This is a genomic window from Vibrio sp. 10N.286.51.E5 (assembly GCF_041469125.1).
Taxonomy (GTDB): domain Bacteria; phylum Pseudomonadota; class Gammaproteobacteria; order Enterobacterales; family Vibrionaceae; genus Vibrio; species Vibrio crassostreae_C.
In genome coordinates this window covers 1-15,321 of the sequence record NZ_JBFRJZ010000059.1, presented here as the reverse complement: position 1 = coordinate 15,321, position 15,321 = coordinate 1, and the positions used below count along the sequence as shown (strand labels likewise).

Below are 15,321 nucleotides of genomic sequence, written 5' to 3'. Positions count from 1 at the left end.
TATTCACCCGTTAGCCACCCAATACATGTTTCAACATGTTGACGCACATGTCGTATGGGACGGTCTCTTTCATCTTCTGCTGCAAGTACTCATCCAGTTTTGGTTTCAACGTGAAGGCACTATCGATTGCTGGATCCGTTCCTGGCTTGTAAGCACCAATCGACACCAAATCTTGGTTTTTACGGCAGATAGACAGCACTTGCCTTACCGCTTTCGACATCAAGACATGTTCTTCAGTGGTGATTTGCGGCATAACACGACTGACGGATTTCTCAACATCAATCGCAGGATAATGACCGGCATCAGCCATTTCACGCGACAACACAACGTGACCATCGAGAATCGCTCGCGATGCATCGGCAATCGGATCTTGGAGGTCATCGCCTTCGGTTAACACGGTAAAGAAAGCGGTAATTGAACCTTGTTCATCATTGCCGTTACCTGCTCGTTCCACCAGCGCAGGAAGCTTAGCGAAGACTGATGGCGGATAACCTTTGGTTGCTGGCGGCTCACCCACAGACAGAGCAATTTCACGCTGAGCTTGAGCAAAACGGGTCAATGAATCCATGAGTAGCAGAACATCTAAGCCTTGGTCGCGGAAGTACTCGGCGACAGCCAACGCGGTTTGACAGCCTTTTAAGCGCATCAATGGTGATGAGTCGGCAGGAGCGGCAACAACAACCGAACGCTTACGGCCATCTTCACCAAGAATCTCTTCAATAAATTCTTTAACTTCTCGTCCACGCTCACCGATTAGGCCTACGACCACTACTTGCGCAGTTGTGCCTCGAGTCATCATGCCCAGAGTTACGGATTTACCGACACCAGAGCCAGCAAACAGACCGATACGTTGCCCTTTACCCACGGTTAGCAAACCATTAATGGCTTTCAAGCCGACATCGAGTGGTTCAGAAATCGGTTTACGAGCTAACGGGTTGATTGGCTCCGCATTAAATGAAGCGCGTTGCTCTGTATAGATTGGACCTAAACCGTCGAGTGGATTACCTACGCCGTCGATCACTCGACCGAGCAGTTCCATTCCAACAGGGATACCACTTTCGGTAGTCATTGGCGTGACGCGAGCGCCAGGTAAGATCCCGGTGATTTGCTCACTCGGCATCAAAAATAGGTTATCGCCAGAGAAACCGACGACTTCGGCTTCCATCTGACCAGACATGGTTTCGACTAAACACAAACTGCCGATTGGCGCTTTACAGCCGGTCGCTTCAAGCGTTAAGCCAACAACGCGTACTAATTTACCAGAGGCAATTGGTCGCGATTTTAGCCCCTCGACTTTGTACTGACTGAGACGATTCGCTAACTCAAGCATTACTCATGACCTTGGTGACGATTTGCGCCGCAGAAATTTTGAATAACGTTCTTTACACGATCTTCCATGCGGTAGTTAACGCTCGACTCACCCGCTTCAATTTGTACATCACCACGGTTGAGTGCTGGCTCTGCGACCAGCGTCCAATTACGGCAGTCCAATTCAGTCTCGCCATACGCAGAGCGAATGATCGCCACATCTTCCGGATTGAGTTTCAATGTGATTGCGTGACCAGAAATCGGCAACGACTCTACCGATTCTTTAACGGTATCTAATATGATTTGTGGGTTGGTTTGCACTTCAACATGAACCACTTCTTTGACCATCGTAAGCACCATGTCGACCAATTGCTTCTCCACCTGAGCGTTCATCAACTCTAATGGTTGAGCGAACTGGTTTGCCAGCCCCATGAAGACGGCCACCTGCTGTTGAATGTACTCTTGACCCGCGGTTACGCCTTCAAGCTTGCCGGCTTCGTTGCCTTCTTCGTGACCGGCAGCAAAACCTTCTTCTTTGCCTTTTTCATAGCCTTGCTTAAAGCCCGCCTCTTGGCCTTGATGCAGCCCTTCCTGATAAGCGCCTTGTTTAATCAGCTCGATTTGCTCTTCAGTCAGAACCAGCTCTTCATCTTCAATGGCTTCTTCAACCGTTGGCATCCAACTAGGGTCGTAGTTAAAAGCGGTTTCTTTGGCTTGTTTGCTCACGTCAGAGGTGTAGTCAGGCAGCCCCCATTTCTGAGGTTGGGCAACCGTATTATCTTCTTCAGGGCGAAGGAAGCCGCGTTTTCTATCACCTGACATATCAGTACCTATCTATGAGTGACTTAACTGTATTGTGAATTCAAGCAGTTAAACTGAGTTAATCTGTGGTTCGAGATTGGATAAAGAAAAGCCCCAACAGTGTGGGGCTTTTGAGATTTCTGTATTAAAGGAACTCGTCGGCGCCACTAGACAGCATAATTTCGCCACTGTCTGCCATCTTCCTCGCGATACCCAAAATCTCTTTCTGAGCCGCTTCAACATCAGAGACTTTGACTGGCGGCATCGCCTCAATATCGTCTCTCATCATATCGGCAGCACGTTTAGACATGTTCTTGAAGATCTTCTCACGTAGACCTTCATCCGCACCTTTAAGTGCTTTCTGTAGAATATCTTGTGGAACATCACGTAGTAGTCGTTGAACACCTTGGTCATCAACTTCAATAAGGTTTTCAAAGACAAACATCAGATCTTGAATCTGTGTTGCCATGTCTTCGTCTTGGTCACGGATTTGATCCATCAAGACGCCTTCCACGTTGTTATCCATGTAGTTCATGATCTCAGCCGCGGCTTTCAGGCCACCAATTTTGGCAGCTTGAGCACCCGCTTGACCCGCGAACTGTTTCTCCATGATTTCATTCAGTTCAGCAAGCGCCGAAGGTTGAACTTCTTCAAGGTTGGCAATACGCATCATCAGATCCAGACGAACTCGCTCTGGGAACTGAGACAGGATCTCAGCCGATTGATCGGCATCGAGGTACGACAACACAATAGTTTGAATTTGAGGGTGCTCGTTGATGATAATGCTCGCCACCTGACGAGGATCCATCCACTTAAGCGAATCCAAACCTTTCGAACCTGTGCCGAGAAGGATTTGGTCAACAAGGTTATTCGCCTTGTCTTCACCCAGAGCAGCAACTAACGCATTACGCATGAAGTCTTCGCTGCCCATACCAATGTTGGTGTACTTCTGAATATCATCTAAGAAAGCACGGTGCACAGCGCCTACTTTCTCTTGGGATAGGTCTGTAGCTCGCGCCATCGCACTACCCACACGCTGAACCTGCTTTGGCTCTAGGTGACGAATAATACCAGCAGCATCTTCTTCATTTAAACTGAGCAACAAGATCGCAGCGCGCTCATCGCCTGAGATAGAGCCGATATCCACGCTAGAGACATCAAGCACTTCACCGCCTTCAGTTTGTTGTGGAACTATTTCGTTAGCCATCTACCATCCAATTCTTAACTACTTGAGCTGCTAGCTCTGGTTCATTCGCTACAAGTGCACGTACTGCTTTCAGCACGTCCTCGTCTTTATGAAGGTTTGGTAAGTCGATACTTGAACCAAATTCAAACAGCTCACCACCTTCAATATCACCACCAATTAAGCTGGTTTCGCCGTCGGCACCAATTGGCATGCCATCAGGTCCGTACATCTGTTCATCGTTGTCTGCTGCTGGGTTAAGCAGTTTCTTCATTGCAGGGCGAACAAGTACCAACACCACCACAATGATAACCAAGGCACTTGCAAACCAACGAACCCAATCATTGAAGTTTGGATGCTCCCAGATTGGCACATCAGCAACAACATCTGTTACTTGAGGTGCAAACTGCATGCTTAATACGTTGAGCAAATCACCACGAGTTTCATCAAAGCCCACCGTACCAATCAGTACTTGGCGAATCGCATTGATTTCGCTCGCCGGGATTGGCGTATGAACCACTTCACCCGTATCTGGGTTCAAGGATTGGCGGTCTTTGATCGCAACAGAAACCGTCTGACGATTAACCGTGCCGCTCTGTTTACGTTCATGACTGATGGTGGTGTCTAGCTCAAAGTTTCGAGTCGCTTCTTTGTGAACAGAGCCTTGACCTGTCATCGCGCCGTCTTTCATCTGAGCCACATCTTGTGGAATTGAGGCATCCGCTGGAGGCTGGTTACTCAACGCACCCGGAATACCCGCCACCGTATTTCCATTGTTGTAATCTTCTAAGGTGTATTCACTTCGAGTCGCCGGTGTATTCGGATCAAAACGTTTTCTGGTTTGCTCCACAGCACTGAAATCGAGCTGGATATCAACCTGAGCGGTGTAGTTACCAAACCCAAGAATAGGAATCAGGATGGAGTCAATTTTTTCACGCAGCGCTTGTTCTTGATTGCGCTCTAACTCGTGTTCTTTACGACGCGCCGCTGACATAGGGTCTTGAGAGCCTGAGCTCAACAATCGGCCATGCTGATCGGTCACCGTAATACGTGAGGTTTTCATTCCCGGAACGGCACTTGCCACCATATCCACAACAGAATCAACTTCTTGCTGCTTGAGGTTAGTACCTGTTTTTAGAGTTAGGAATACAGAAGCAGAGGCTTCTTGATTATGACGTACAAAAACACTCTGCTTCGGCTGGGCCAATAAAACCTGAGCTTTACGCACCTGTTTCATCTGCTCAATGGCTTTGGCAAGTTGTCTTTCGCGGCTTAATTTAAGGCGTTCTTGTTCTAAACGTTGTGATACACCAAAACCCATGTCTTGCATGAGGATGTCATCACCCGCGTTTCGCTCTTGATTCAAACCCGCTCGTACCATATTAAGCTTTAATGAGTTGTACTCACTCGCCAGTACTGAGATGGTATTGCCTTCAAGCGTGTACTGGATCTTTTGCAGATCCAAGTAATCAAGAACGGGGATCAATTCTTCTGTTTCGTAAGCCCCTAATGGACGCATTTCTGGCTCTTTTACCCAGAAAAACAGCATCACAATCAGCGCTACACAGATAGAGATAGAAAGGACTAAGACGACCTGACGAAGTAAATCGAGATCACCGACAGCCATATCGAACTTCGATGAACTGCGTTCACCTAGATCGGGATTTTGCCCTTCTCCGTCTAGCTCAGAGCCTGCAATCAGTGCGTGGTCGTTGCTATCGCTTACGGTTAAATCTGTTGTTTGACTATTATCTGCCACTATTTAACTACCCAACTTATACCGGCATATTCATCAGCTCTTTGTACGATTCGACCAATTTATTTCTAATTTGGATCGTCGCCTCAAAAGCCACACTAGATTTATTACGAGCAATCATCACGTCCGATAGGGATACGCTTTGGTCTCCACTATCAAAACGAGCTTGAAGATCACCTGAAGTCTTTTGTAATGAGTTCACATTATTGATGGCATTAGTCAGCATGTTGCCAAAATCTGCACCGACCGCTTGCCCCGTTGCTGCGGGACGCGCGCTGGCAGCTTCGACCATCATCGCCTGCATTTCGCCTTGTAAACCATCTATTCTCATCTACTACCTCAGGAGTCAAAATTATGACTATCTATTTAGCTATATTATTGACAGAGCAATTAGCGTGCCACACATTAAATTGACTAGATATCGTATTACACTAGTCAGAAAGCTGACACTACTAATCTATCCTCAGTTTGGGATATCTATTCCAGCATCGCGCATTTTAGCCAACTTGTAACGCAGTGTACGAGGGCTAATACCCAGTTTTTCAGCCATATCTTTGCGTCGACCATTACATGCAATCAGGGTTTCAAGAATGATCGCATACTCTTGATCTCTAAGCTCATTACCTAACCCTTCGCTGCTAGCCGCGATTTTATTGATTGGGTTTGCTTCGGCAATCGGCTTGATTTCTGGCGCAGCTACGTCAGTGCCTTCAACGATTTGTTGTAGGCTGCTTGCGTCTTGCCAATCGACACCTTCAAGAAGAATGTGCTCACCAGAGATGTTCTCTTGTTCGCTCAATATTAACGCACGCTGTACCACATTGTCTAATTCGCGAACATTGCCCGGCCACGGATAATTGACGAGTTTACTGATCGCTTGCGCTGACATAACCGGTACAGGCATACCAAGTTTGGTGCAATGACGCTCAACTAAGTGCTTAGCTAAAGGCTCAATATCACCTTTTCGCTCACACAGTGGTGGCCAAGAAATTGGGAATACATTCAAACGATAGTATAAATCCTCACGGAAATTCCCTTCAGAAACATACTGTTTAAGGTCTCGGTTACTGGTCGCTAATACACGAACATCCAATTTGATGCTCTTACGACTACCTAATCGCTCAACTTCGCGCTCTTGCAAAACACGCAGTAGTTTGGCTTGTAGGCTAAGATCCATTTCACTGATCTCATCCAACAGAATTGTACCGCCCTGCGCTTGCTCGAATTTCCCCGGGCAAGCTTGAATAGCGCCAGTAAATGCGCCTTTTTCATAACCAAACAGGGTCGCTTCTAACATGTTGTCTGGGATCGCCGCGCAGTTAATCGCGACAAACGGGCCATCTTTTCGGCTAGAAGCATTGTGAATGTAGCGAGACATCACCTCTTTACCAGAACCACTCGGGCCCAACACCATGACGTTGGCATCGGTTTTCGCAACTTTATCAGCCAGCATCATTAGCTTGATACTTTTTTCATCAGCAACGATAGCGTCGCCGTTGTCATCCGACTTTACAGGCGCATAACGGCTGACCATGTTGAGCAGCACTTCTGGCGCAAATGGCTTTGCCATATAGTCGATAGCGCCCTCTTTCATTGCAGCAACGGCATCTTCGATGTTGGCGTACGCTGTCATTAGCAATACCGGCAAATTTGGCCAATGCTGCTTAATGTTTCTCAATAGTGCCAAGCCACCCATGCCCGCCATCTGCACGTCAGATACGACAATATCAACGGAGTTCGATTTTAATTTGACCAGAGCATCTTCCGCACAATCCGCTTCCAGCCATTCATAGCCAGCAAGCGCGAGTGTGTCGACAAGGGCTTCGCGTAGACCTTCATCATCTTCGACGATTAACACTTTGCTTTGAGCCATAGGATTCTCCAGTGTAAATTCAGTTAAAACTTATTAGTCTTCAGAAGAAGCACTTCTTTCAAGCGGTAGATACATGGTAAAGCATGCGCCGTCGCCTTCTTCTGATATCAATTCCAGTCGGCCTTCATGTGCTCGACATACCATTTGTACAACCGCTAAGCCTAGACCTGTACCTTGTGAACGAGTGGTAAAGAAGGGTTCCATTATTTTACCTTGAAGCTCTTTCGGTACGCCGGGGCCACTGTCTTGCACTGATATCTTAAGCTCGCCATTTACGGGCCTAAAAAACACATCGATCTGCGATTCCTTACCCGCAATTTGAACCGCGTTCAACACTAGGTTGCTTAACGCTGAGGCGATAGCATTGGCGTTGCCGAACATTTGAGTCTGTTCGCCCTCAACTTCTTGGCAATAATCAATCTGGTTAGTTTTCAATGCCGCTTCCACCATAGGGTGAAATTCAGTGATCAATTCAGCCACAGTAAATGGCTTAACGACTTTGTTGTCACCACCTTTGGCAAACAACAGCATGTCGTTCACTTGCTTCTCTAAGTCATGCAATCTATCCATAAGCTTAGATTGAAAACGCGTTTTTGTTGCCGGCGGCAGATTTGGCGCGGCAAGGTTTGATGCATACAGCATCGCACTTGAAAGCGGCGTTCGCACTTGATGGGCAAGCGAGGCCACCATTCTACCTAATGAAGACAAACGCTGAAGATCACTCACGCGAGACTGCAATAGTCGGGTCTCGGTCAGATCGGTAATCAAAATCAGCTGACCCGTGGTAGAGGCTGAAATCGCCAAACGCACTTTTCGCCCGTTCTTCAATGAGATCTCATGACCGTCATCGTCTTTTGGGTCAAAGGCACTTTGAATCACTGAAAACCACTTCTCGCCAACCAACTCAACACCAAGAATACGATGCGCTTCAGGGTTCGCTTCTCTCACTTCGCCGTGTGTATCTAACAAGATAACCCCAGCTGGCATCACGTCGAGTACTTGCTTATAGCGCTCAACCTGCTGTTCAACAGAATCTAGGTGTGATTGATTTTCTGGTTCGTTAGATACGCGCATGTCAAAAATTTGCCTCAAATACTAAAACAGCCTGAGACGTACAACACGAGTCAGGCTATTTGCTATATTTATCACATAGTTAAGCAAGCAACAACTCGACTATGGTTTATCTGTTCACTTAGCTAGAGTTACCAAATAGCTAAAAAGTGTGTGCTAGTTTTTCGTTTTCATCGAAAACTGGACACTATCGCTGCAAGTTATATTTACGCATTTTTTCAACCAGAGTGGTTCTACGCATTCCAAGCATGTCAGCAGCACGAGCAACAATGCCGCCCTGCGCTTCCAACGCTTGATTGATCATATTCACTTCCATATCCGCGAGTAGCTCTTTCAAGTTAACCCCTTCTGGCGGTAACTCTTGAGGCGCATTAGCATTGTCGGCAATATCATCTTGCTGATCAAAACTGAAATCTTCTGAGAATAAGTCAGCAAGTGCATCACGCTCTTGCTCCTCTTCAGATCCAAAGCTATTAAACTCTGGCTGGAACTCAGGGATATCGCTGTATCGATATTTAGTTGGCAGGTGATTCACATCAACCAAGCTGTTTGGATACAAGATAACCATTCGTTCAACCAGGTTCGCTAGTTCACGAACGTTACCTGGCCAGTAATGCTCCATCAAAGAGTTGATAGCACGAGCCGTGAAACAGATAGGCATGCTGCCTTCCGCTTCCATTCGAGTCATCAGCTCTTGAAGCAACAGTGGAATATCTTCTTTACGATCTTGAAGCGCCGGCATTTCAATCGGGAATACATTTAAGCGGTAGTAAAGATCTTCACGGAACGAATCATCGTCGATCATATCTTCAAGGTTGCGGTGGGTTGCCGCAATCACTCTAACATCAGCTTGTATGGTGCTATTGCCACCTACACGCTCAAAGCATCGCTCTTGCAGTACTCGTAGCAGCTTAACTTGCATCGCCATCGGCATATCGCCAATTTCATCAAGAAACAGTGTACCACCTTCAGCCAATTCAAAACGGCCTTTACGTGCGGTAATCGCCCCAGTAAATGCGCCCTTCTCATGACCAAACAGTTCACTTTCAAGCAAATCAGGTGGAATCGCGCCACAGTTTACAGGAACAAAAGGCCCTGAACGACGTTTAGAGTGATAGTGAATGTTACGCGCTACGACTTCTTTGCCTGTACCTGATTCACCAAGAATCAGCACGTTCGCTTCCGTAGAAGAGACTTGTTCAATTAAGTGACGTACTTCTTGAATGCCAGCACTTTGTCCTACTAGGCTGCGAAACAGGGTGTTCTTGCGTGCCGAAGACACAACTTGAACACCTTTGCGGCCTAAGAAGTCTTTACAGTGTCTTAATGCATCACTTAATTGCGGGTAGTTAAGAGGAAGTTCAAGCTCACCAACATAGTTAGTCAACTCGTCAACCGGGTGATTGTTTTTGCCAATCACCAGTAAAGGGATGTGATTGGCGTGAACAAGCTTCTCATTCAGTAATGCGTTGAAGCCTTTACCTTTAATGGTACCAATAATGCAGCCGGCCCACTGTAGTGACCAGTCAACTTTACGTGCTTGTTCAGAGCTGATTACTTCGCAGCTCTCTCCTACAAACTCTAATATTGTGCTTAAATTGTGACGATCTTGAGCGTTATCGTCGACGACAAGCAGTTTTGCCAAACCTTGCATAAGTAGGAATTATTGCCTTTATTTTGGTGCGATGCGGAAAAACGGTGAGCAACGTAGTCTATAAAACAGTGAGATGTATCAATGATTATGGTCTACGTGGACAAATTTAGGAAATCAGCAACGAAAAAAGCCATTAGGCTATCTAATGGCTTCTATTTTATTTGATTAAAAAAATAAGGCAACCAACCAATTAAGGGATATGAGATTGGTTAAAACTGCAATTTTTCTTTAAATACCTACGTCAGCGGACGTCAAGTTGTGATATTCGTTCGGAATTTGGTCCCAAGCGCTCTTAATTTCGCGAATAATATCGATAACATCATCAATAGGCTGTGGGTCATTTTTGTGATTTGCCGCAGAAATTTGCGTGATCATGAACTCATAAAGTTGATCTAGGTTTTTCGCAATATCGCCACCATCGTCCATAGATAGGCAACTACGTAGGCTAATAATGATATCTAGAGCCTTACCAAGTCGCTCACCTTTCACTGGGATGTTGCCTGCTTGCATTGCCGCTTTGCCTTGAATCAAACGCTCGATAGCACCGGCCATTAGCATTTGTACAATCTTATGCGGTGAGGCAGCCGTTAGCTGACTATCCACTGATACCTTTTTATATGCCTGTAAAGAGCCGCGCATAGTAAACCTCTTCTATAGAAACTTTTTGTATTGTTGAACTGATTTAGCGCCGTGACGGTATTTATGTAGGGTCTTACCTACTCGACTCGTCTCAGACTGCATCAATTCGACTAATTTTCTGGTTCTGGTAATGGCTTCAAACCATTCAGAACTTTGCTTAACGTCGGGATGTGAGTCGATTATTTGAAGCACGTTTTGCAATAACTGTTCTCTGTTATCGACAAGCTGCGTTATTTCTTCAGCATTAATTTCACTAAATTCCAGTTTAGAGATAATTAGTTGATCGAGTTCACAAAGCTCTTGTAGCTGGCTATTCATCTATTAGCCCAACGCATTCATCATACTGCCCAGCTGAGATTGCATCTTACTGGTCGCATCTTGCATGGCTGTGAACTTAGAGTGGGTACGGCTCTCTAGGCTGTCCATGCGGCGGTCGAGCGCGCTTTGGTCATCAACCAAACGGTAGTTTTGCTCGACCAAGCTCTTTTCTCTAGTACGGATTGAACCCGTGATACCTGTGATACCTTGAATCGCATCTTCCACTTTTTTGGCGAAACCGTTGTTGCCACCAAAGAACTCACCCAACTTATCAAAGTTATTGTTGAGTTGACGGTCAAGCATATCGTAGTTGATTTCTAGCGAGCCTTGTCTTGTGGTGGTGATACCGAATTCAGTCAAAGACTTTAGATTGTCTGGCGCACCTTCGATACTTGATGAGAAAACCCCTTTCAATCGGGAGTCGGCGTTACGCACTGTACTGTCACCAGAGAGCGGGCCTTTTTGACCAGTCGTTGGATCAACACCCGCGAGGTCTTTCGACACTTGATAGAACTGGTTATAAGAGCTCACAAAGGATTCGATATCTTGGCGAACACTGTTACGGTCGTACTCCACACCAATTTCTGCCGGCGGCTTATCTTTTGGCGTTTTTCCTTTCACCGTAATATCAATACCTTCAATGGCATCTTCAATCACATTGTTATTACTAGAGAGTTGAGCAACACCATCTAGGACAACCATAGAATCTTGGCCAGCCTGAACTTCAGTCATTCCACTATAGGTATCAAAAGATTGCTGTGCTTGTTCAAGATCTGCTTGCGCTTTATCGACCTTCTCTAAGAGCTCGCGCTCTTCGGGTTCTAATTTGGCACGCTCAATTTTCTTGGCTTGCTCTGCGGTGAGTTCGCCTTTTTGAACTTTCTCAGCCAACTCCGCTTTTTCTTGTGAAATCTTCTCTTCGATACGCGCTTGCTCAGCTTCAAGCTTTTGTTGGGCTTCTTTCGGTGTCACGTAGGAATCCGTCAACGTACCTGAGGCAGCATTTGACCACCCCGGCACATCGGGTGCCTTCTCTATCGCTTTTTCATCAAGCTCAAGTTCTGGTGTGTAGTAAGAATCTAAAAGCGTACCTGACGCGGTTTCAGTCCAGCCAGGGATATTATCTTCAGGCATCACAGACTTTGCCGCTTGAGCTGCGTCTAGGGCGGCTTGGCCGTCGGCGGCGGCTTGCTCACCGTAGCTGAGACTTTTAGAGTCTCCGTCAGCAACGGAGGTAGAATCGGTTTGGGATGCAGGGATGACATTGCCATCTTTATCGAGTGTTTCATTCGCATTTGGGTCATCGCTAGCGATCACTTCATCGATGAGTTCAACGGCTTTTCCTGCAGGGGTTAGAGCTAGAATATCTTGAGCAGCAACGCGCGCTTTCTCTAGCGCTTTAACACGTTCTTCAAGCGTTTTGTATTCGAGTTTTTTTAAGGGATTGGCAGCATCTGACTCAACATTAATGTTGATCTGCTGATCTGAACCAGACTGGTTCGAGGCAATAATAAGTCTTGGACCTTCGACATCGTTGATAATAGATGCACGAACGCCTGGGTTGCTATCTGCACCGTTGATACCACGAACAACTTCGATAAGTCTCGATCTGTCGCCAACTTGCACGTCAAAGCTGTCATCACCAAGCGAAACCTGCAGCTTACCTGGGCCAAATTTCATGTCCTCTGACAGTACATCAGAAGCCACTTTATGGCTTTGGGCAAGCTGCAACACATCGATGGCATATTTGCCAGCGATCGCTTCGGTAGTCGCGGTTGCAGAGACAAGACCTTCATCGGTACTTTCGACTGTTCGCACAGCAAAAGCTTTTTCCTGACGAAAGTTTGTCATCAGGTTTTTCATCGAATCAAGGGATTCTCTGAGTCTTCCATAGGCACTAATGCTGGTATCGATTCGCGTTCGTTCATTGTCGATTCGTTGCTGTTTAGGTACACGCTCCGAATCAACAATTTTGCTGACCATGGAATTGATATCCATGCCAGACGAAATCCCCATTGGGCCAAAACTCATTAAATCACCTCAATAATACGACTTAAACCTTCACCTCAAATATTCGACTATTCGAGTTTTGGGCTGCTAGGCGTCTTAGAATTTCAAGCATTTCTTCATCAGGGATCTGGCGAATAATATCACCGGTTGTGGTCTCATAAATGGTAACCACATCTCTCCCAGATTCTTCATCGACCTTAAAAGCCACACCTTTATTGAGAGAGGAGATAAACTCGTTTACCTTCTCCACCATTTTGACTCGCTCTTCATCATTTAACTCTTGTCTATGTTGAGCTAATTGAATCGCCGCTTCGGTAGCTTCCTCTTTCGATTTCTCTACCTTGTCATAAGATGTTGCTTCTTTTAGTCGCGAAAGACTCGACGCACTACTACCTTCATCGCTTGCAATTTTAATGCCATAAGGTGAGCCATAAGGCTGGATGTTCGATGCGTTGGATGATATTTCCATAACACTCTCCCTCCCTCCTTTATGAGCCAAACAGTAAAACTCTACCCAGAGTAGAGTTTACCGCTACTTACCGAGGTAAGTTTAGCCCAATAAGCTTAGAGCTGCTGATGGTGACTGTTTTGCTTGAGCTAGGATAGAAGTACTCGCCTGTTGTAGGATTTGAGACTTCGTCATAGCTGTTGTTTCTTTCGCGTAATCGGTATCTTTGATACGGCTCTTAGACGCATTAACGTTTTCGTTGATGTTGTCTAAGTTGCTGATTGCATGGTCAAAACGGTTTTGGAAAGCACCTAGAGAAGCACGTTGGCTATCAACAGATTTTAGAGCACCATCAATGATAGATACTGCTTCGTTTGCACCTGCAACAGAAGTTACGTCGATATCGTTAACGGTAACGTCTTTACCAGCACCGATACCTAGTTCGCCCGCAAGGCTGCCGCCAAACTCAACATCACCTTCAACTTTTTGGCTTGAAGCGAAAAGTTGCAGTTTACCGCCTTCACCCACAGACGCTTTAACGTCTTGGCTTTGACCATTGATGTAAGTTGCTAGCTCTTCAATATCGTTGCCTTCTTTCGCAGAAATGGACAACTCTTGAGCTTCACCAAATTTATCGTTGTACTTAATCGTTAGATCAGCACCAGCACCTACACGCCAAGAAGCATCTTTGCCTTCTTCTACGCCGTAGCTCTTACCGCCCATTTCTTGAGTATCGGTGCGCATGTTCCCCATAGAAAGCATTACCGCCTCACCAGAATCTGCACCGATTTGGAAAGATTGACTACCGTAAGTTCCGTTAAGAAGCTTGTTACCACCAAAAGAAGTTGTTTCAGCAATACGGTTAAGTTCTTTGTTCAGAGCAGAGACTTCTTCTTGGATCGCAACACGTTCATATTTGCTGTTTGAACCATTTGAAGATTGAAGAGAAAGGTCACGCATACGTTGCAGAATGTTGGTTGACTCATTCATTGCACCTTCAGCTGTCTGTGCAATAGAGATACCATCATTCGCGTTTTTCACAGCCATATCTAGGCCACGGCTTTGCGACGTTAAGCGGTTAGAGATTTGTAGGCCTGCAGCATCATCTTTTGCGCTATTGATTTTATAGCCAGAAGACAAACGCTCCATTGATTTTTGAGTACCTTCAGCCGCGCTATTCAGGTAGCGCTGAGCCGTCATTGCAGACACATTAGTGTTTACATTAATCGCCATAGTTGATCTCCTTTAGGCATTTTTTAATGCACTTATGTGACTCTCACCTCACACAAATACATGTCAATTTGTTTATGCACCAGTGTCTCTCTCACCTTACATTGGTACATATCATTTCTCTCAATCCCTTTAACGGCCCCTTAATTAGAAGCTTTAATAAAAAATGCGATTTTTTTCGTATTCTTTTCAACAACAAAGAAAAGTGTGATCAGGCTTCAATTAATAGAGCGGCATTCGCTAAAGTTGCCCCATTATTTAAGTTAATGAGCGTAGTGTTGAATATAAAGTCAGAAGAGATCCCTGATATCTCATTCTACTCGATTCTGGGGTGACGAAAGACTGCTTCGATGTAGTAAGCGAGGAAACCATCATTTCCCAATTCCCGTCACTCCCTACAGTGAGGAGCGAGCGTGATAGGGAATCTCGCTTTCCAATCAACGACCAACACCAAAACTCCCCCCTTCTCCAAATTGCAGGCAATAAAAAACCCAGCCGAAGCTGCGCTCATCTCTCACCACGAGCTAATTTGTGGAAGCCTAACGTTAACGCTTATGATCAACAGCGCTTATAACCAACGTGGCCTTTTAATCGATTAACCTAGTAGGCTAAGTGCCGACTTCGGCGCTTGCTTCGCTTGAGCAAGAATCGAGCTTGAAGCTTGAGAAAGGATCTGAGACTTAGTCATCTGAGTCGTTTCTTTCGCGAAATCGGTATCTTTAATACGGCTCTTAGATGCGTTAACGTTCTCGTTAATGTTGTCTAAGTTGCTGATAGCGTGGTCGAAACGGTTTTGGAAAGCACCTAGCTCAGCACGGTGGCTATCTACATACTTAAGTGCCGCATCGATAATAGCTACAGACTCTTGTGCGCCGCCAACTGATGTTACATCGATAGTGTCAACCGTTACGTCTTTACCTGCTTGAATACCTAACTCACCAGCAAGACCACCAGAAAATTCAACACTGCCTTCAACTTTGTTGTTACCTGCAAACATTTGTAGCTTGCCATCTTCAGTTACAGATGCTTT

At 45.8% G+C, this 15,321-nt stretch carries 14 protein-coding genes; all 14 read right to left on the bottom strand.

Going from position 1 to position 15,321, the window contains the following annotated elements:
* Positions 1–10: 10 nt before the first annotated feature.
* The gene (fliI, locus tag AB4161_RS19490) at positions 11–1,330 is read right to left on the bottom strand and encodes a flagellar protein export ATPase FliI (protein ID WP_017060680.1); all 1,320 of its coding nucleotides are present in this window, start codon (positions 1,328–1,330) and stop codon (positions 11–13) included.
* A complete protein-coding gene (gene fliH / locus AB4161_RS19485) occupies positions 1,330–2,130 on the bottom strand; it encodes a flagellar assembly protein FliH (protein WP_017060681.1) in 801 nt (266 codons plus the stop codon). Before fliH ends, fliI begins: the two co-directional genes overlap by 1 nt.
* A 124-nt stretch (positions 2,131–2,254) precedes the next feature.
* Positions 2,255–3,316 (bottom strand): flagellar motor switch protein FliG, encoded by a 1,062-nt coding sequence (gene fliG / locus AB4161_RS19480; RefSeq protein ID WP_372083978.1) that lies wholly within the window; start codon positions 3,314–3,316, stop codon positions 2,255–2,257.
* Positions 3,309–5,051, bottom strand: coding sequence for a flagellar basal-body MS-ring/collar protein FliF (gene fliF / locus AB4161_RS19475; protein ID WP_372083977.1), 1,743 nt, complete (start codon positions 5,049–5,051; stop codon positions 3,309–3,311). Before fliF ends, fliG begins: the two co-directional genes overlap by 8 nt.
* Positions 5,052–5,067: 16 nt before the next feature.
* Complete coding sequence (gene fliE, locus AB4161_RS19470; RefSeq protein WP_017060684.1) at positions 5,068–5,379, bottom strand: flagellar hook-basal body complex protein FliE; 312 nt, start codon at positions 5,377–5,379, stop codon at positions 5,068–5,070.
* Positions 5,380–5,511: 132 nt separating this feature from the next.
* Entirely contained in the window at positions 5,512–6,921 is a 1,410-nt protein-coding gene (locus tag AB4161_RS19465; RefSeq protein ID WP_017064121.1) for a sigma-54 dependent transcriptional regulator, read from the bottom strand.
* A gap of 33 nt (positions 6,922–6,954) precedes the next feature.
* Positions 6,955–7,995, bottom strand: a complete 1,041-nt coding sequence (locus AB4161_RS19460) for a PAS domain-containing sensor histidine kinase (protein WP_371720995.1) — start codon at positions 7,993–7,995, stop codon at positions 6,955–6,957.
* Between the two features lie 184 nt (positions 7,996–8,179).
* On the bottom strand, positions 8,180–9,646 hold the full coding sequence (locus tag AB4161_RS19455; protein ID WP_017064122.1) for a sigma-54 dependent transcriptional regulator: 1,467 nt from the start codon (positions 9,644–9,646) through the stop codon (positions 8,180–8,182).
* A 228-nt stretch (positions 9,647–9,874) separates the two neighbouring features.
* Positions 9,875–10,285: a flagellar export chaperone FliS gene (gene fliS / locus AB4161_RS19450; protein WP_004736194.1), complete on the bottom strand. Its 411-nt coding sequence runs from the start codon at positions 10,283–10,285 to the stop codon at positions 9,875–9,877.
* 12 nt (positions 10,286–10,297) lie between these two features.
* Positions 10,298–10,603: a flagellar protein FliT gene (locus tag AB4161_RS19445; RefSeq protein WP_017060688.1), complete on the bottom strand. Its 306-nt coding sequence runs from the start codon at positions 10,601–10,603 to the stop codon at positions 10,298–10,300.
* A gap of 3 nt (positions 10,604–10,606) precedes the next feature.
* Positions 10,607–12,634: a flagellar filament capping protein FliD gene (gene fliD, locus AB4161_RS19440; protein ID WP_372083975.1), complete on the bottom strand. Its 2,028-nt coding sequence runs from the start codon at positions 12,632–12,634 to the stop codon at positions 10,607–10,609.
* A gap of 22 nt (positions 12,635–12,656) precedes the next feature.
* Positions 12,657–13,082: a flagellar protein FlaG gene (gene flaG / locus AB4161_RS19435; protein ID WP_372083973.1), complete on the bottom strand. Its 426-nt coding sequence runs from the start codon at positions 13,080–13,082 to the stop codon at positions 12,657–12,659.
* Between the two features lie 81 nt (positions 13,083–13,163).
* A complete protein-coding gene (locus tag AB4161_RS19430; protein WP_372083972.1) occupies positions 13,164–14,294 on the bottom strand; it encodes a flagellin in 1,131 nt (376 codons plus the stop codon).
* Positions 14,295–14,886: 592 nt separating this feature from the next.
* On the bottom strand, positions 14,887–15,321 hold a 435-nt coding region (locus AB4161_RS19425; RefSeq protein ID WP_372083971.1), incomplete at its 5' end, for a flagellin.

Excerpts from the sequence above, each read along its gene's own strand:
- fliI (WP_017060680.1), bottom strand. The coding sequence starts at position 1,330 with ATGCTTGAGTTAGCGAATCGTCTCAGTCAGTACAAAGTCGAGGGGCTA.
- fliH (WP_017060681.1), bottom strand. The coding sequence starts at position 2,130 with ATGTCAGGTGATAGAAAACGCGGCTTCCTTCGCCCTGAAGAAGATAAT.
- fliG (WP_372083978.1), bottom strand. The coding sequence starts at position 3,316 with ATGGCTAACGAAATAGTTCCACAACAAACTGAAGGCGGTGAAGTGCTT.
- fliE (WP_017060684.1), bottom strand. The coding sequence starts at position 5,379 with ATGAGAATAGATGGTTTACAAGGCGAAATGCAGGCGATGATGGTCGAA.
- AB4161_RS19465 (WP_017064121.1), bottom strand. The coding sequence starts at position 6,921 with ATGGCTCAAAGCAAAGTGTTAATCGTCGAAGATGATGAAGGTCTACGC.
- AB4161_RS19460 (WP_371720995.1), bottom strand. The coding sequence starts at position 7,995 with ATGCGCGTATCTAACGAACCAGAAAATCAATCACACCTAGATTCTGTT.
- AB4161_RS19455 (WP_017064122.1), bottom strand. The coding sequence starts at position 9,646 with ATGCAAGGTTTGGCAAAACTGCTTGTCGTCGACGATAACGCTCAAGAT.
- fliS (WP_004736194.1), bottom strand. The coding sequence starts at position 10,285 with ATGCGCGGCTCTTTACAGGCATATAAAAAGGTATCAGTGGATAGTCAG.
- AB4161_RS19445 (WP_017060688.1), bottom strand. The coding sequence starts at position 10,603 with ATGAATAGCCAGCTACAAGAGCTTTGTGAACTCGATCAACTAATTATC.
- fliD (WP_372083975.1), bottom strand. The coding sequence starts at position 12,634 with ATGAGTTTTGGCCCAATGGGGATTTCGTCTGGCATGGATATCAATTCC.
- flaG (WP_372083973.1), bottom strand. The coding sequence starts at position 13,082 with ATGGAAATATCATCCAACGCATCGAACATCCAGCCTTATGGCTCACCT.
- AB4161_RS19430 (WP_372083972.1), bottom strand. The coding sequence starts at position 14,294 with ATGGCGATTAATGTAAACACTAATGTGTCTGCAATGACGGCTCAGCGC.